Raw genomic sequence first — 16,206 nt, forward strand, 5'->3', positions numbered from 1 at the left:
TCACCTCGCCCCGAGGGGCAGAGGCCGCAGAATGAGTTCGGGCAGATCGAGCAGGCGGTGGATCGTCGTCTCGGCCGGCTCCAGATGACCGTCGCCATGGGGCGCAATGCCGAAGACCCGCATGCCCGCCGCGCGGGCCGAGGTTGCGCCGGCGACGCTGTCCTCGATCGCGGCCATCTCGTCCGGCGAGAAGCCGAGGCGCTGCGCTGCGGCGAGATACGGCTCCGGCTCGGGCTTGCCCGCAACGACGTCGTCGAGGCTGATCGAGAAATCGATCCGGTCCAGAATGGCGAGCGCGCGCAGATTGGCGTCGACCACGCTTCTGTTCGAATTGGAGACGCAGACCTGCCGGACACCGGCGTCGGCGAGTGTCTCTATCACCTCGATCGCGCCGGGCAGCGGCTGCAGTTCTCCCGCCCGCTCGATGTAGCGCTCCACGATGGCGTCGAGCCATGCGGCTTCTTCGAGGCCTTCGGGAAGCCTTGATTTCAGGGCTTTCCAGACGTCGGGCATGTGGACGCCGCGGAAATGGTTCTGCGGGAGATCCGAGAGATCGGCGCCGTGAAGCTCACAGACCTCCACGAGAACCGCCTCATGCAGCGGTTCGCTGTCGATCAGTGTCCCGTCGATATCCCAGGCGACGGCGCGGATCGCCTTCATGACGAGGCGCTCGCGAAATTGTCGCTGTAGAGCTTGCGGAAGCGGGCATAGCCGGCGCGATAGAGCTCGCGCTGCTCCGCCCGCGGCTCGACGACAGGGCCGCGTTGGACGAAGGCGGCGACGCCGTCCCACTCGGCTGTGGCGCCGGTCCCGATCGCCGCAGTCCAGGCCGCCCCGAGGCAGGAGCCGGGATGGCCGGTCAGCGTCTGCAGCGGCGCCTGAATCACGTCGGCCACGATCTGCATCCAAAGCCGGCTGTTGGAGCCGCCGTCGGAGACGAGATAGCGCTCCGGCTGGTGGCCCATGTCGCGCATGACCTCAATGTGGTGCGCGACGGCATAGGCATAGCCCTCGAGCAGCGCGCGCCAGAAATGCGCCAGGCCATGCGACAGCGAGATGCCGTGGAAGATGCCCCGCGCGAGCGGATCGTGGATCGGGGTCTTCTCGCCGAGGAAATAGGGGAGGGCGAGGAGCCCGTCGGCGCCCGGCGGTGTCTCTTCCGCGAGCAGATCGAGATAGGCGTGCGGGCTCATGCCCTTCTCGGCCGCGATGGCGGCTTCCGCTCCGGCGAAGGTGCGCACGAACCAGTTGAGGCCCGAGCCGCCCGTCGCCATGCAGCCATTGGGAACCCAAAGGCCCGGGACCAGGTGATGGTCCAGATACATGCGCGAATCCGGCGCGACCTTGTCGGTTGCGACGAGGACGTCGACGGAGCCGCCGAATTTCAGCAGCACGTCGCCTTCGGCGGCGAGACCGGCGCCGAGTGCCGAGGCGATGAGGTCCGCCGCACCGCCGACGACCGGCGTGCCCTCGACGAGACCGGTCGCCGCCGCAGCCTCGGCCGTGACAGCTCCGAGGATCGCGTGCGAAACCGAACGCGGGGGCAGCGCGTCCAGCGGGATATGAGCGAGCGCGACCAGGTCCGGACTGATCTCCATCTTGCCGAGATCGACGAAGCCGGCTTCCAGCGCCCAGTTCTGCTCGACGGCACGGCGCCCGGTCAGGCGCCAGTTGATGTAATCATAGGAGCCGAAGACCGTCGCGATGCGCGCGAAGTTCTCCGGCTCGTTGCGCTCGATCCATCTGAGCTTCGCGGTCACGAGCTGCTGGTTGATGCCGTTGCCGGCCGTGCGCAGGAACCAGTCGGGATCGACCTCGCTCTTGAGCAACTCGACCTCGGCGGAACAGCGCCCGTCGCTTTGCTGGATCGACGGGCGGATCAGCTCCCCGTCGCTGTCGAGCAGCACCACGGCCGGAAGCATGCCGGTGACGCCGATGCCCTCGATCGCGCCGAGGTCGACGCCGCGTTCAGCGAAAGCCGCGACGATCGCGCGGACGTTCTCCCACCATTCCCGTGGGTCCTCTTCCGCCCATCCAACCCGTGGCGCGGAGAAGGTCACCGGCCTCGATATGATACCCACCACCTCATTTGGCAGCTTGATCAGGATGCCGATCGTCGAGGTCGTGCCGATGTCGAGGCCGAGAAACATGTCTTTTCCCCGCCCTTCAGCGCAGACCGTTCACCTTGTCCATGAAACGCTTCACGCGCGCGGGATCCACGGCGTTCCAGGTGATGCCGTCATGCTTGAAATGGGTCCCGATGATGCAGCCGGAGGCGAGGCTCATGACCTCGGTGACGTTGTCGATATTGACGCCGGTATTGGCGAAGACCGGGACATCGCGGATCGTCTCGCACACGGCCTTGAGCGCCGAGGACTCGGCCGGCTCGCCGGTCAGCGGGCCCGAGACGAGGATTGCGTCGGCCAGCGAGGAGAAGACGGCGCTCTTGGCGCGGAGCGCGATTGGACGCTGATCGAGCGAATGGGCGAATTCGGCATTGATGTTGAAGAGCAGCTTCAGATCCGGCCGGCCGAGATTGCGCCGCAGTTGCAGCGCCTTGGCGGCGTTCGGCTCCCAGACGCCCATGTCGGAGGCGAAAAGGCCGGTGAAGATCTCGCGCACGAAGCTCGCACCGCTTGCGGCCGCGATCGAGACGGAGGCTTCCGGATCCCAGAGATAATTAACGCCGAACGGCACCTTCAGCATCGGGCGGATGGCCGAAACGACGGCCGTCATCGCCGCAACGCCGGACTTGGGCGCGTCGAAGACATAGGGGCGGTCATTTTCGTTGCCGAACATGATCGCATCGACACCGCCGGCCTGCAGCGCTTCGACGTCCTTGGCAACGCCCTCGATCAGCTTCTCCATGCCGCCATCCGCGTCATAGAGCGGAGTTCCCGGCAGGGCGCCGATATGGGCCATCGCGATGACGGCCTTCTTCTTGTTGCCGAAAAACTCGAAAATCATGCTGGCTCTCCACGTGGTCGACGGATCGTAGAATCAGAATAAAACATTTTCAAACATATTTCGAACAGAAATTATCAACCCCGGAGCGCGGCGATATTCTCCGCATAGGTGCCGGCGCCCTGGAACACCGCCGAACCGGCCACGAGCATGTCGGCGCCCGCTTCGACAAGGGCGGCCGCATTGTCGGGTTTGACGCCGCCATCGACGCAGATGAGGTATTGGCGCGCCCCGCGTCGTTCCCGCAGCGCTGCGACCTTGTCCAGGCTGCTGGCAATGAAGCTCTGGCCGCCGAAGCCGGGATTGACGCTCATGACCAGCACCTGATCCACGATGTCCGTGACGGCCTCGAGCGCGGCGACGGGCGTGCCGGGATTGATCGCCACGCCGGCTTTGAGCCCGGCATCGTGGATCTGCCCGATGATTCGGTGGAGGTGAATGGTTCCCTCGACATGGATCGTGATGCGATCCGCGCCGGCCGCCACGATCGAGGGGATCATGGCTGCGGGATCGAGGACCATGAGATGTAGGTCGAATACAGCCGCGCTGTGCGGGCGGAGCTTGCGGACGACGTCGGCACCGAAGCTGATGTTGGGAACGAAGACGCCGTCCATGACATCAAGATGGAGCCACTCAGCACCCGCATCGTGAACGGCGCGAACCTCTCTCGCGAGATGGGCATAGTCGGCCGTCAGGATGGAGGGCGCGATGATGGGTCGGTGACTGGCCAGGGGAGACACGGGATGAACTCACGAAATCAGCGGAACGATCGGCTCCCCTTGTCGCGCTCCCGAGAATGGAGCGTCAGCCGGGGTGCCATCGACCAATTGCCCCGCCAGCATGCCTCGGCGACAGCGTCTTGTCAGGCCCAAAACGTGTGCTTTTGATCAATAATGTTCTTTTTTGTTATGAGGGCGCTATCCGAACGATGTCGGGAGCACGCAGATCACCCGCTGCTGCTCGTCGAGACCCCAGATCAACTGATGCCGGTCGATGTTCGTGCAGGGATGCGAAAGCCCGAATTCGATGACATCCCCGATTGCGGGGGCCGGTCCGTCACCCGTGACGCGGACGAAGGCGTGCTGGTCGTTGAACTTCTCGATGAGGAGATGATCGCCGGCGCCGAGCTCCTGGCCGTCGCGCCAGATCCGCAGCGGCATGGGAACGCCCTGGTCACTCGCCGCATCCCGCATGCCGAGGCCGCAGATGATGAGGCCGGGTTCGGGCGTCGAAAGGACCTCGGCCCAGAGCCGCAAGGCGGGCGCGATACGCCCGGCGAGGCCGATGCCCCGCGCTTCCATCGCGGCGAGTCCGCGCTTGTAGACGCCATGGTCGGAGAAGAACAGCGCGCCGCTGCGCAGGATGAGGCGCGTTCGCCCATCGGCCGCCGCGGCCGGGCCTAGATTTGCCAGCACGCGGTCGAACCACAGCGACCCGCCCGCCGTCAGGATCAGCGGCGCCGCCGGGCCAACGCGATCGCGCATGGCGGCGTGCAGCGCCGCCATGCGGAGCATCAGCGCATCGACGCGGTCCCGGCTTTCCTTGGCATCGGCGACGACGACGGCGCCTTCATAGCCGGCGACGCCGGAGAGGCGCAGGCCGCTATCGGGGGGGAGGGCGAGAATGCGCTCCATGAGATCCAGCGCAGACTGGTCGTCCCGGACGCCGGCGCGCCCGCCTCCGAGCTCGATGATCAGCCCCAGCGGCGGCATGCCCTTGCCCCGTGTACTCTCGGCCTGCCAGGCAGCGGCGAGCGCATCGACGCCCTCCACCGAATCCACGAAGACGTGCACCTCGGCCAATGGATGGTGCCACAGCAGCGCGGCGAGACGGCTCGCGCCGCCGCGTCCGCCAACCTGATTGGCGAGGATGAGGCGGCTCAGCCCGCCCTCCAGCATGACGGAAGCCTGCCGCGCATCCGCGACGGTCGCGCCCCAGGCGCCTGCCTCTTCCAGGCGGCGCGCGATGGCCACCGACATCGGCGTCTTGGCATGCGGCGCGATCAGCGCGCCTTCGGTGGCGAGATAGCGCATCACCGCTTCGATATTGAGATCGAAGGTCGTGAGATCGAGCGAAAGCAGCGGCAGCGCCATCTGCCCGTCCTGCGGCCGCCAGCCGCGCCCCGCGATCTGGGCGATCGGCAAGGGCGCATAGCCGGTCGGAAAGCCGCGCCAGCGATCATCGATCCAGCCCGTCCAGTCATCGGCGAGGGTGACGTTCGTCGTCATCTTCTATCCTTCCAGCCCGTAGATGCGCGCGGCGGTATCCCGGAAGAAAGCGCGCTGCGCCGCTTCGGGTCGATCCGCCAGGATGTTGCGATAGACGTCGAGCAATGGACCGAACCCTGCCTGCAGACCCGAGACCGGGGCATCGCTGCCGAACAGCGAACGGTCGGGGCCGAAGCAGTCGAAGCAATAGCTGATGACAGAGCCGAGGCTCGTTTCGGTCCAGTCGTGGTCATAGGCGACCGGATTGGAAATCTTGATGCAGACATTGGGCTGGGCCGCGAGGCCGGCAAGGCCGGCGCGCCAGGCCGCCATGCCCGCTTCGCTTCGATCCGTCGGGCTGCCGCAATGGTTGAGCACGAAGACCGTATCGCCGAAGTCCCGCGCGAGTTCAGCGGCCTCCTCCATCTGGTGCGGGAAGAGCATCAGATCGAAAGGCAGCTTCGCCTCGGTCAGCGCGGCCAACCCGCGACGCCAGGATGGGTCCGACATGCGATGGGGACGCGCCGCGAATGAGCGCGCCGGATCGGGGTGCCATGCCACGATATCCCTGAGCCCGGCCGCGCGTGGATGGGCCGCTTCGCGGGCGATGCGCGTCGCGGCGTCGGGCGCGTCGAGCGCGACATGGAAGACGTGGCGCGCGGCGACGATCGAGCGGTCGAGCGTATCGAGCCAGGCAGACTCCTCGCCGCCCGGATCATGCGCCCATCCGCCTTCGACATGGACCGATGCGATGACGTTCTGGCCCGCCGCGTCGGCGAGATAGTCCTCGACCAGATAGTCGCGCCGCAGCGGGGCAAGGTCCCCCATCGGCAGGCCGGCCTCGTCCGGCGCCGGCTGCTTGTCGAGCCAGCTGTGCTTGCCAAGGCCATAGGCCCACAGGTGATGATGGGCGTCGATAACGGGTCCGCGATAGGGCGCCATGGGCTCGCTCACCTTGTCAGATGACTAACTCAGCATAGCCGCGACGGCGCCGCAACGCCGCCCGCGCCAATTTTCGTCGCGCCGCGATCCCTCTGCCAGGCACTCCGGACGAAGCGGATCCATCACGAATCTGTCGTCTCGACGGGCTGCTGGGGGAAGCCGCCCTCATGCAGGCAGGTCGCCGCGGCGAGGGCCGCGGCCTTCTCGCCGGCGACGTCTGGCGACGCGCCCGAAAGCAGCGCGTGAAGGAAACCGGCGATATAGCTGTCGCCCGCGCCCGTCGTGTCGACGGGAACGATCGGACGGGCGGGAATGTCCGCGTCGAAGCCGTCGACGAAGACCGAGCTGCCCTGCGATCCGCGAGTGACGACGACACCGCGTGCGCCGCGCGCAAACAGCGCATGGGCCGCACGGCGGGCGGCGTCATGCGAACCGTCGATCGAGGCGAAGGCGATCGAGAGTCCGTCGACGCCGAGGTTCTCGGGGCGCGCGTTCACCGTCGTGTCCTGCGATACGGAGATGCCGGCGGCGGCGAGATGTCGCCGCACGGCACCGCCATCATCGAGCCAGCCGATATGCACATGGTCGAAGCCGAGCAGCGCCGCCATCGCGTCATCGTCGGGGACATAGCCGGCGCAGGCGCCGAAATCCTCGAACCCGATGCTCCGCTCGCCATTCTCTGCGACATCGATCTGCGTATAGGCGGTCGGCAGGGCGCGGCGGGCGAGACGGGATATGTCGACGCGGTTGCGAACGAGGCTCTGTTCGGTCAGCGCGCCATTCTCATCCTCGCCGACGGCGCCGAAATAGGCCGAGACGCCGCCGAGGGACGCGAACTGGACCGCGACATTGACGGCGTTGCCGCCGATGAAGCGCCGCCCTGCCGGCCGCAGGATGTCGACGCAATTGTCGCCCACGGCAGCAAGCCTGAGAGGACGCTCAATATTCGACACGGCGATAATACCGGCGCGTCGTCAGGGGGTGATTGCGCAGCTTCTCGAGATGGGCCGAGATGCGCTCGAGCAGCGTGGCGAGGAGGGCCGGCGCGAGCAGCGCCCGCAGGGTGGGGGAGAGGTCCGGCGTCGGATAGTCGGCCGTGTCCAGCACCGTCAAATCACCCTCCACCTTGGGGACGAAGCGCTCGACGCGATCGGCCAGCGCCCGGCAATCGTCTTCACCCTTGAACAGGATGACGCTCACGCCCTTTTCCACCAGCTCCAGCGTGCCGTGGAAGAAATCCGACGCATGGACGGGACGCGTGCGAATCCACTGCATCTCTTCCAAAATGCACATGGCATAGTAGTAGGCCTGCGGCCACACATTTCCGGCACCGACGAAAATGTGCCAGTCCGACCCGGCGATGATCTGCGCGAAATCGGCGGCCTTCGGCTCGATCGCCTGCTTGATGGCGAGCAGCGACCGCGGCAGCGCCTGCATGCCGTCGACGAGGCTTGCGAAGCTGCCGAGCGCGCCGAGTTCCCCGCGATGGCCGAGCACCGAGAGCGCGATCAGCAGCGACTGGATGTAGAAGCTCTCGCTCGACGTGTCGTCGGCGGCAAAGTTCACGAAGGCGCGATCCGCGCCGCGGCCGAGCGGCGTGTCGGCATGGCCGACCAGGGTCGCGACCTTCGCGCCCCGCGCCTTGGCGAAGTCGAGGAAGGCGACGCTTTCCTTGGTCGTGCCGGACAGCGATACCAGGAACACCAGCGAGCCGGCGTTCAGATTGGCCGAGCCGGCGGCCATCGTCTCGGAAACGGAATCGGAGAACACGGGAAAGGTCGACAGCCGCCGCAGCAGCTGCACGGCCGGCTGCAGCAGGATCGCTACGCCGCCCGTTCCGACGATGTGAATGTTCGTGATGCCCTGCCGGAGCGATTCGCCGACGAACTGGTCGATGTCTCCCGCGAGGGCTACGGCCCCCGACTGGATGCCCAGAAATCGGGTCTCGTCGAAATTCAGCATCATGCTTCCCTGGATCGAGGATTTATCTGACAACAGGCTTGCGTCATGTTGCCCGGCGCTGTCAAGGGTGGCCAGGCATCCGGCGCCAGTTTGGCCGCGAGAGGTCTGACATTGTCGACCGGGAATGCCTGTGGCAGATTTGCTCCTCATTCAGGAGAGCATGCATGGAGCCGGAGCCGAAAGCGCGCCGTGTCGGGACGAAGCAGCTGCACGAGGAGATCGTGCGCCTTCTGGCGGAATCCGGCCTGAAGCCGGGCGATCAGATCCCGACCGAAGCGGAGCTCAAGGAGCGTCTCGGCGGCGCGAGGCCCACCATCCGGGAAGCGCTGAAGCTGCTCGAACAGGACGGCGTCATCCGCGCGGAGCACGGGCGGGGACGCTTCCTCACGGCGGCCGGATCGATCCGCATCGATCGGCCGATCACGACGTTCGAGAGCGTCACCGAGATGGCCCGCCATTTCGGCTATAATCTTGTCAATAAAATACTTTCCGTATCCGAGGAGCGTCCGGCGGCCGACATTGCCAAGGCACTCAATCTCGCGAAAGGCGAGACCGTGATCCGGCTCGAACGCCTTCGGCTGAACGATCGCGAGCCGGTCCTCTACTGCCTCGACCATATCCGCCGCGACGCGATCAGCGACCGTGTCTTCGATGTGGACTGGTCGGGCTCGCTGATCGAGACGCTCGCCCGCTATGGCGCCCGGCCGAGCATGTCCCAGGCGCGCGTCCGCGCGACGTTCCTGCCGGATGATGTCGCGGCGCGGCACGACCTTCGCGACTTCGGACCGGCGCTCGTGATCGAGGAGACGGCCTATCGGGACTCGGGTCCGCCGGTGCTCCATGCGATCGACTATCACAGGGGCGATCGCTACGCATTCAGCTTCCTGCGCAAGTGAGCGCTCTTGACAGATGTAAGACAACTCGTCTGCTATGGCTCCGTGTCCAGCGCCTTCGGAGCCGATCATGACCACCAGCGAACCCGTTCTCACTGCCGCTCAGACGGAGGCCGTCGAGCGGGCGATCGACGCCCTGTGGCCGAAGGCCGTCGATCTCCTGCAGCGCATGGTGGCCACCAACAGCGTGAACCCGCTCTTCCCCGGCATCGCGCGTGAGGCGGTGATCGGCGGCGAGACGCAGGTCACGGGCATGCTCGCCGAATTTCTGTCCGGCTTCGGCCTCGACAGCCATGCGGTCGCGCCGGACCCCGAACGGGTCAATCGCGTCTCGGTCCTGAAGGGGGCCGGCGGCGGGCGCTCGCTGCTGATCAACGGCCATGTCGATACGGTCGCGCCGTTCAAATCCGAGCTCTGGTCCACCGGCAGCCCCTGGAACGCCGAGATCCGGGACGGGCGTCTCTACGGTCTCGGATCGACTGACATGAAGAGCGGCCTCGTCTCGGCGGCGCTGGCGGCCGCCGCGCTCGCTTCCGCCGGCATCCGCCTCAAGGGCGAGCTCCAGATCCACGCGGTGGTGGGCGAGGAGACCATGAGCCATGCATTCGGCACGTCGGCCGTTCTCGAAGCCGGCTATGTCGCGGAGGGCGGCATCGTGGTCGAGCCGACATCGCAGCCGGTGCCGCTGACGGTGTCGCCGGTCGGGGCCGGTAATTTCAACCTGCATATCGAGGTCCAGGGCCTCGCCAGCCATGGCGGCAATCGCGGCCCGTCGATCCGGGCGGGCGGTGGCGGCATGGCGGTCGGCGTCAACGCGGTCGAGAAGGCGATCCTCGTCGTCCAGGCGCTGCAGCAGCTCGAGCAGGAATGGGGCACGACCAAGGTGCATCCGGCCTTTCCGGCGGGCTTCTTCACGCTGTGTCCTGCCGTTCTGCATGGCGATGCGGGCGTGCCGAGCGTCGGCTATCTCGCCGACCGCGCGACGATCGGCTACCTCGTCTGGTATCCGCCGCAGAACACCGCCGCCGAGATCCGCGCCGAGATCGAGGCGCAGGTCCGCCGCGCCGCCGAGATGGATCCGTGGCTGCGCCAGCACCCGCCCGTGCTGCGCTGGGACAGCAACTGGCCGGTCTCCGACACGGACCCGGAGCATCCGCTGGTGCGCAGCCTCGTGCGCGCGCGGGCCGACGTTCTGGGAGCGCCGCCGGCCGGCCTCGCGGATACGGCGGCCTTCAACGCCTGCTGCGACGCCGCCTTCATCGAGCAGAAAGGCATTCCGTCCGTGATCTTCGGGCCGGGCGATCTGCGCTGCGCGCATTCGATGAACGAGTTCGTGAACCTCTCCGAAGTCGCCGACGCCGCACGCATCCTCGCCCGCTCCGCCGCACGCTGGTGCGGCGTAGCCTGACGCAGACACGACGAGCGGCCCGGCCCCAAACCCCGCCGCTCGTCCTTCTCGCCCGTTCCGGCCCCACAGAGGACGCGGCCGTTCGGTCGGCTGCGTCCTTTGCGCAGGGAGCCGGAACATAGGCTGCCGCACGCGATCGTCGGCCGCAATGCAAGCGCTGAACGAGTCGCTCGCACGGTCTTTCACGTGCACCGGTACTGCTTCGCTTGAAAGCGCTCTAGAGACCGACGGTCTTGATCGTCTCGACGAAGCGGTCGATGAACCGGTCGACCTGTACGTCAGTACAGACATCGACATTCTCGCGGCCCTCGGCCTGACGCCGACGATCGGCGATGAACTGGCCGCGAGTCCACTCGCCGTTCAGTTCGACCGTGGCGAGCATCGGCGTTTTCGTGACGAGGCTCGGATCCTCGGCGATGGCGACGGCCAGGGGATCGTGCATGCCCGCGCCGATCTCGTAACCAGCCGATTCATTGTAGAAATCCAGATAGAACTTGGTGATCTCCATCAGCTTACGACCGGCGGGGCCGCCCTCGGCCGTGATCTGCGCGATCCTGTCCGCCGTCAGCATCGTCCGCATGGTGACGTCCATGCCGACCAACGTGATGCGTGCACCCGAGTTGATGACGATATGTGCCGCCTCGGGATCATTGAGGAAATTGGCATCGACCATGGGGCGCGGCGTGCCGCCGATGCCGGGGTGGAAGACGGTGCTTCCCATCACCACGATCTCGCGCAGCAGACCGGCGATCGCCCGGTCCTTCGCGATCGCGAGGGCTACATTGGTCAGCGGCCCGACCGGCACCAGCGTGATCTCGCCCGGATTCTCGCGCGCGAGCCGGATGATCAGATCGCTGGCATGCTCTTCGAGTGGCTTGCTGCGCGGCGGCGGCAGCGTGATCTCGCCGAGTCCGTTGTCGCCATGCACATGGCCGGCGGTCTTGATGAAAGGATGAAGCAGCGAGCGCGCGGCACCGGCGGCGACCGGAATGTCCGCTCGTCCACCGAGTTCCAGGATCTGCAGCGTATTGCGCGTCGCGTTCTCGATCTCCGTGTTGCCGAAGACCGTGGTGCAGGCCTCGAGCGTCAGTCCGGGCCGATTGATCGCGTAGAGGATCGCCATCGCGTCGTCGACGCCCGTGTCGACATCGAGGATGATGCGGCGCTTTTCGGTCATGGGTTTCACCTTCTCGTTCCTGGAGGCAAGGCTCAGCGCATCCTGAGGCGGATGCTGGATCGGCCGGAATTGAGCACGATGACGATGAGCGTGATCACGTAGGGCGTTATGTCGGTCAATTGATTGGGCAGGCCGATGGATTGGAGGCGTAGCCCGATTGCATCGGTGAAGCCGAAGAGGAGGCACGCGGCAGCCGCCCAGAGCGGATCGCTGCGGGCTAGCATCACCGCCACGAGGGCGATCCAGCCCCGGCCCGCGGTCATGTCCTCGGAAAAGACGCTGACCGTTCCAAGCGAAAGCTGCGCGCCGGCAAGGCCGAGCAGAAGGCTGGAGCCGAGGACCGTCACGATGCGGTAACGCGATACGTCGACGCCGAGCGCCTGCGCAGCATCCGGCCGCTCGCCGACCCCGCGCAGGCGGAGGCCGATCGGTGTCCTGAACAGGAGGAACCACACCACACCGATCAGCGCCCAGGACAGGAACGTGATCGGCGTCTGCGCCCAGGTGAGGATGCCCGCCACGGGAATGTTCCGCAGCCAGAGCCAGCGCAGCTTGACGATCGGGAGGATCGCCGGATCGGAGAAGGTGCCGCTGACGCCGAAGACGATGCGCAGCAGGAAGCTGGTCAGGCCCGAGGCCAGAAGATTGAGCGCGATGCAGATCGATATATTGTCGCCGCGCAACCATGTGGTGCCGAGCGCCAGCGGCAAGGTGAAGACCAGCACCGCAACGAGCGCTGCGGCAACGCCCGCCAGCGCGCTTCCCCCATAATAGCTGCCGACGACCGCGAAGAACGCGCCCACCAGCATCTGTCCTTCCAGCGCCATGTTGAAGACGCCGACCCGCGCGCAGAGCACACCCGCCAGCGACGCCAGCAGGATGGGGGTCATGGCCTGAAGCGTTGCCTGCAGCAGGATGACGGAAAACAGATTGCTCATTCGCGATCCGTCCGCTGGCGACGGAAAAGGGCGATGAGCAGGATCGTGATCGCCTGCAGCACCATGGTCAGGACGCGCGGCACCTCGGTATCGCGCTGCATGCCTACGCCGCCGATCTGCATCGCGGCAAAGAACAGCCCGGCCGCCACGCTGCCCAGCGGCTGGCCACCCGCCAGCAGCGCTGCCATGAAGCCCGTGGGACCGAAGGACGGCGCCAGCAGACCGTCGTCGATGAAGCGGAAATGCGAGCCCAGCACGATGATCGAGCCGACAAGGCCGGCGATCCCGCCGCTCACGAACATGACGCCATAGGCCTGCCGCGCGAGATGAATGCCGCCATAGCGCGCGAATCGCGCATTGATGCCGCTGAGACGCAGCTCGAGCCCGCCGACGGTCCGGCGTTCGAACCAGACATAGGCGAGCGCGACCGCAATCATCACAGGCGCGCCGACATTCAGCGGTCCGACCAGGGCAGGCAGGCGGTCGTCGAGCGGGATCATCGCCGATTGCGGCAGGTTGGACGTCGTGTCACGCAGGGGAAAACGCACCAGATAGGACGCCACGCCGACGGCCGGATAGTTCAGCAGCAGGCTGGAAATCAGCATCGGGATGCCGCGGCTGATCTCGCCCCAGGCGGCGAGCAGGGCATAGAGGCCGGCCGCGATGATAGCCGCCGCCATGCTGATGATGATCGCTGCGAACCCGGTGAAGGGCAGATGGAGCGGGACGATTGCGGCCACGAGGCCCCCGACCACCAGCTGACCATCGCCGCCGAGATTGAGCATGCCGGCGCGGAGCGGAATCGCGGCCACAAGCGTCATGCCGACCACGGGCATCGCCCAGTTCAGCGTATCCGGCAGATTGGGCAGCGAGAGCGCCCCGGAGACCAGGGCCCGATACGCCGTGAGCGGGTTGTTGCCGGTCGACAGCAGGACCAGACCGCCGACCACGAAGGAGGCGAGAATGGACCAGAGCGCGGTCGGCAGCCTCCGGTGAGCGCGCCTCAGATGGGGGAAGGTGAAACTCATGTCATGGATCGCGGAGCTTGGCGTCGGAGAGCGACGGGGCCGGGCTCGGTGCCCGGAGCGGGCCGGCCTCAACGGGCGGCGCATCGCCGGAGCCGCCGGCCAGCAGGGAGCCGATCCGCTCTTCGCTCGCCTCCCGGCTCGGCAGGTTTGCAACGATCCGTCCTTCGTAGATGACGAGGATCCGGTCGCTGAGCGCCAGGATCTCCGACAGTTCCGCCGAAACCAGAAGGATCGCCCGGCCGCGAGCGCGCTCTTCCAGGAGCTTGCGGTGGATGAATTCGATCGCGCCGATGTCGACGCCACGCGTCGGCTGCTCGGCGATGATCAGCGCGGCCTGGTGTTCGAGCTCGCGGGCCACCACGACCTTCTGCAGATTGCCGCCGGATAGCGTGTCGACCGGCGTCTGGGCATCGCGGATGCGGACGTCGTAGCGCACGATCAGCCTTTGCGCCCAGCCCAGAACGCGCTCGTGCAGGAGGTGGCCCCAGCGCTGGAACTCCCGCCGGCGCTGGAAGCCGAGGATGAGGTTCTCGGATGCGGAGGCCCGGCCGGCCGTCCCCACTGTCGCGCGATCCTCGGGAATATAGGCAACCCCCAGACGGCGGCGCGCCCCGACCGAGAGCCCGCCGATCTCGGTGCCTCGAAGACGGATGGTCCCGCCGGCATGGCGGCGGAGGCCCGCGATTGCCTCGATCAGTTCGCTCTGCCCATTGCCTGCGACGCCAGCGATGCCGACGATCTCGCCGGCGTGCACCGTCAGGCCGGCATCCGACACGGCGCTGTGACCGTGCTCCATCTTGACGGACAGGTGATCGACCTCAAGGACCACATCGCCGGTTGCTACGTCCGGCCGCTGGATATCGAGAGAGACAGCGCGACCGACCATGGCCCGCACCACCTCCTGTTCCGATGTGCGGGCCGTTTCCAAACGGGCGGAAACCGCGCCGTGGCGCATCACGGTGATCCGGTCGGTGACGTCGAGGACTTCCCGCAGCTTGTGCGTGACGAACAGGATGCTGCGTCCGTCGGCGACGAGCGCGCGCATGACGTCGGCGAGCGCGTCCGCCTCCCGGGGCGTCAGGACCGCGGTCGGCTCGTCGAGGATCAGGATCCGGGCCTCGCGATAGAGCGCCTTCAGGATCTCGACGCGCTGGCGCACGCCGACCGACAGGTCGCCGACGCGCGCATCGACATTGACGGAGAGCGAGAAGCGTTCGGCAAGTTCCGCGACAGCGGCCCGCGCCGTGCGGCCGTCGACCACCCAGCCGCGGACCGGCTCCCGGCCGAAGACGATGTTCTCCCAGACCGAGAGGCTGTCGAACAGGCGGAAAGCCTGATGGACCATGCCGAGCCCGTTGCGGATCGCGTCGAGCGGGGAGCGCAGCCGCACGAGCGCGCCGCCCAGCCGGATCTCGCCGGCATCAGGTTGGGTGACGCCGTAGAGGATATTCATCAGCGTCGACTTGCCGGCGCCGTTCTCGCCCATGATGCCGTGGATCTCGCCGCGCTCGACGACGAGATCCACGCCGGCATTGGCGACCAGGGCACCGTAACGCTTGACGATGCCCCGCACTTCCAGTGCTGCCGCCATGGACGGTCAGGGAGAGGTCAATGGATCGCGAACGGCGACCTTGCCGTCGATGATGTCCTGCTTGACCTGCCGAACCTTGGCGATGACGTCGGGATACTCCGCGATCACGCATTTCGATGCGGCAACGTCCGGTCCGAGACCGGTCAGATCGAGCCCGCCCTCCGCGAGGCCCAGCACCGTGTGCTGCTTCGCCTCGCCCTTGATCACGGCGAGGGCCGTCGCATGGGTCGCCACATCCGTCTTCTTCTCGACATTGTCGAGGATGAAGCCCTCCGCCTCCGGGCACTGGTTGACGTCGACGCCGAAAGCCAGGACGCCGGGGAAGTCGGGCAGCGAGGCGAAGATGCCGGTATTGCTGGCCGATGCCGCCGCCATCAGGCGGTCAGCGCCGTCTGAAAGGACCGAAACCGCGCGCTGCTGGCCGCGGGCTGGATCGGAGAACGGATTGTCGCCGCCGACCCAGAGCGTGTTCAGGACCTTGATGTCGGGCTTGGCGTATTTCGCCCCGTCCGCAAAGGAATCGGTCCAGCGGTGAATGAAGGGGATGTCGAGGGCGCCGATCGCACCGATCGTGCCCGTCTTCGAGGTCAGCGCAGCCTCGACGCCGGCGAGGAAATTGACTTCCTGCTCACGGAAGCCGACGCAGGTGACGTTGGGCGCCGGGTCCTTCGGGCAGGCATCGACATCGAGGAACTTGATGTTCGGGTAGGCCTTGGCCACTTCGGCGAGGATGTCGTCGAATTCATAAGTGATGGTCACGACCAGATCGGCACCGGCACGCGCTGCCGCCTCCACGTTCTGGCGCTTCGTCGTCGGGTCGGGGCTCTCATAGAGGCGGGCGGTGCCGCCCAGTTCCTTGGCAGCGCGCTGGGCACCTTCCCAACCCTGTTTCAGGAAGTTGTCGACGCCGATCGGGCCGGTCACATAGACCAGCAACGGCTTCTTGTCCTCGGCATGCGCAGTGAGCGCGAAGGCGGAGGCGAACAGGGCAGCAATCAGCGATTTGACGGGAAGACCCATGGCGGCACCAGAAGGATGGAGACACGTATGAGCTATCCGGTCCTCACCCCGCCGAACAGGAATCAGATTGCGATTA

At 66.6% G+C, this 16,206-nt stretch carries 15 protein-coding genes; 2 read left to right on the forward strand and 13 right to left on the reverse strand.

The window, feature by feature from the left end; translation table 11 throughout:
- The 8 genes from GGR25_RS12270 to GGR25_RS12305 form a co-directional block, all read right to left on the reverse strand.
- The gene (locus GGR25_RS12270; RefSeq protein WP_183399071.1) at nucleotides 1-660 is read right to left on the reverse strand and encodes an HAD family hydrolase; all 660 of its coding nucleotides are present in this window, start codon (nucleotides 658-660) and stop codon (nucleotides 1-3) included.
- Nucleotides 657-2,150, reverse strand: a complete 1,494-nt coding sequence (locus GGR25_RS12275; RefSeq protein ID WP_183399072.1) for an FGGY-family carbohydrate kinase — start codon at nucleotides 2,148-2,150, stop codon at nucleotides 657-659. The genes GGR25_RS12270 and GGR25_RS12275 overlap by 4 nt, the downstream gene beginning before the upstream one ends.
- A gap of 16 nt (nucleotides 2,151-2,166) precedes the next feature.
- Nucleotides 2,167-2,967 (reverse strand): BtpA/SgcQ family protein, encoded by an 801-nt coding sequence (locus GGR25_RS12280; RefSeq protein WP_183399073.1) that lies wholly within the window; start codon nucleotides 2,965-2,967, stop codon nucleotides 2,167-2,169.
- Between the two features lie 74 nt (nucleotides 2,968-3,041).
- The gene (gene rpe / locus GGR25_RS12285; protein ID WP_183399074.1) at nucleotides 3,042-3,704 is read right to left on the reverse strand and encodes a ribulose-phosphate 3-epimerase; all 663 of its coding nucleotides are present in this window, start codon (nucleotides 3,702-3,704) and stop codon (nucleotides 3,042-3,044) included.
- A 177-nt stretch (nucleotides 3,705-3,881) separates the two neighbouring features.
- Nucleotides 3,882-5,192 carry an alanine racemase gene (locus tag GGR25_RS12290; protein ID WP_183399075.1) on the reverse strand — a complete coding sequence of 437 codons (1,311 nt, stop codon included), beginning with the start codon at nucleotides 5,190-5,192 and terminating at the stop codon, nucleotides 3,882-3,884.
- 3 nt (nucleotides 5,193-5,195) lie between these two features.
- Nucleotides 5,196-6,113, reverse strand: a complete 918-nt coding sequence (locus GGR25_RS12295; RefSeq protein ID WP_183399076.1) for an amidohydrolase family protein — start codon at nucleotides 6,111-6,113, stop codon at nucleotides 5,196-5,198.
- 122 nt (nucleotides 6,114-6,235) lie between these two features.
- On the reverse strand, nucleotides 6,236-7,030 hold the full coding sequence (locus GGR25_RS12300) for a PfkB family carbohydrate kinase (protein ID WP_343068048.1): 795 nt from the start codon (nucleotides 7,028-7,030) through the stop codon (nucleotides 6,236-6,238).
- A gap of 22 nt (nucleotides 7,031-7,052) precedes the next feature.
- On the reverse strand, nucleotides 7,053-8,075 hold the full coding sequence (locus tag GGR25_RS12305; protein ID WP_183399571.1) for an SIS domain-containing protein: 1,023 nt from the start codon (nucleotides 8,073-8,075) through the stop codon (nucleotides 7,053-7,055).
- Between the two features lie 164 nt (nucleotides 8,076-8,239).
- Here GGR25_RS12305 and GGR25_RS12310 point away from each other — a divergent pair, with 164 nt between their 5' ends.
- Entirely contained in the window at nucleotides 8,240-8,971 is a 732-nt protein-coding gene (locus GGR25_RS12310; protein ID WP_183399077.1) for a GntR family transcriptional regulator, read from the forward strand.
- 67 nt (nucleotides 8,972-9,038) lie between these two features.
- Nucleotides 9,039-10,376: a M20/M25/M40 family metallo-hydrolase gene (locus GGR25_RS12315; RefSeq protein ID WP_246409596.1), complete on the forward strand. Its 1,338-nt coding sequence runs from the start codon at nucleotides 9,039-9,041 to the stop codon at nucleotides 10,374-10,376.
- 217 nt (nucleotides 10,377-10,593) lie between these two features.
- On the opposite strand, the gene GGR25_RS12320 is transcribed toward GGR25_RS12315, so the two are convergent.
- The 5 genes from GGR25_RS12320 to GGR25_RS12340 are packed head-to-tail and all read right to left on the reverse strand — an operon-like array spanning nucleotide 10,594 to nucleotide 16,130.
- Entirely contained in the window at nucleotides 10,594-11,553 is a 960-nt protein-coding gene (locus GGR25_RS12320) for a nucleoside hydrolase (RefSeq protein WP_183399078.1), read from the reverse strand.
- A 32-nt stretch (nucleotides 11,554-11,585) separates the two neighbouring features.
- Entirely contained in the window at nucleotides 11,586-12,491 is a 906-nt protein-coding gene (locus tag GGR25_RS12325; RefSeq protein ID WP_183399079.1) for an ABC transporter permease, read from the reverse strand.
- Nucleotides 12,488-13,519, reverse strand: a complete 1,032-nt coding sequence (locus GGR25_RS12330) for an ABC transporter permease (RefSeq protein WP_183399080.1) — start codon at nucleotides 13,517-13,519, stop codon at nucleotides 12,488-12,490. The genes GGR25_RS12325 and GGR25_RS12330 overlap by 4 nt, the downstream gene beginning before the upstream one ends.
- 1 nt (nucleotide 13,520) lies before the next feature.
- Nucleotides 13,521-15,110, reverse strand: coding sequence for an ABC transporter ATP-binding protein (locus tag GGR25_RS12335; RefSeq protein WP_183399081.1), 1,590 nt, complete (start codon nucleotides 15,108-15,110; stop codon nucleotides 13,521-13,523).
- Between the two features lie 6 nt (nucleotides 15,111-15,116).
- Entirely contained in the window at nucleotides 15,117-16,130 is a 1,014-nt protein-coding gene (locus tag GGR25_RS12340; RefSeq protein WP_183399082.1) for a BMP family ABC transporter substrate-binding protein, read from the reverse strand.
- Nucleotides 16,131-16,206 lie beyond the last annotated feature (76 nt).

Origin of the sequence: Kaistia hirudinis, assembly GCF_014196455.1 — a bacterium.
Lineage (GTDB): Bacteria > Pseudomonadota > Alphaproteobacteria > Rhizobiales > Kaistiaceae > Kaistia > Kaistia hirudinis.

Coding starts and splice junctions, on each gene's coding strand:
- GGR25_RS12270 (WP_183399071.1), bottom strand. CDS start 660: ATGAAGGCGATCCGCGCCGTCGCCTGGGATATCGACGGGACACTGATC.
- GGR25_RS12275 (WP_183399072.1), bottom strand. CDS start 2,150: ATGTTTCTCGGCCTCGACATCGGCACGACCTCGACGATCGGCATCCTG.
- GGR25_RS12280 (WP_183399073.1), bottom strand. CDS start 2,967: ATGATTTTCGAGTTTTTCGGCAACAAGAAGAAGGCCGTCATCGCGATG.
- GGR25_RS12290 (WP_183399075.1), bottom strand. CDS start 5,192: ATGACGACGAACGTCACCCTCGCCGATGACTGGACGGGCTGGATCGAT.
- GGR25_RS12295 (WP_183399076.1), bottom strand. CDS start 6,113: ATGGCGCCCTATCGCGGACCCGTTATCGACGCCCATCATCACCTGTGG.
- GGR25_RS12305 (WP_183399571.1), bottom strand. CDS start 8,075: ATGCTGAATTTCGACGAGACCCGATTTCTGGGCATCCAGTCGGGGGCC.
- GGR25_RS12310 (WP_183399077.1), top strand. CDS start 8,240: ATGGAGCCGGAGCCGAAAGCGCGCCGTGTCGGGACGAAGCAGCTGCAC.
- GGR25_RS12315 (WP_246409596.1), top strand. CDS start 9,039: ATGACCACCAGCGAACCCGTTCTCACTGCCGCTCAGACGGAGGCCGTC.
- GGR25_RS12320 (WP_183399078.1), bottom strand. CDS start 11,553: ATGACCGAAAAGCGCCGCATCATCCTCGATGTCGACACGGGCGTCGAC.
- GGR25_RS12325 (WP_183399079.1), bottom strand. CDS start 12,491: ATGAGCAATCTGTTTTCCGTCATCCTGCTGCAGGCAACGCTTCAGGCC.
- GGR25_RS12330 (WP_183399080.1), bottom strand. CDS start 13,519: ATGAGTTTCACCTTCCCCCATCTGAGGCGCGCTCACCGGAGGCTGCCG.
- GGR25_RS12335 (WP_183399081.1), bottom strand. CDS start 15,110: ATGGCGGCAGCACTGGAAGTGCGGGGCATCGTCAAGCGTTACGGTGCC.
- GGR25_RS12340 (WP_183399082.1), bottom strand. CDS start 16,130: ATGGGTCTTCCCGTCAAATCGCTGATTGCTGCCCTGTTCGCCTCCGCC.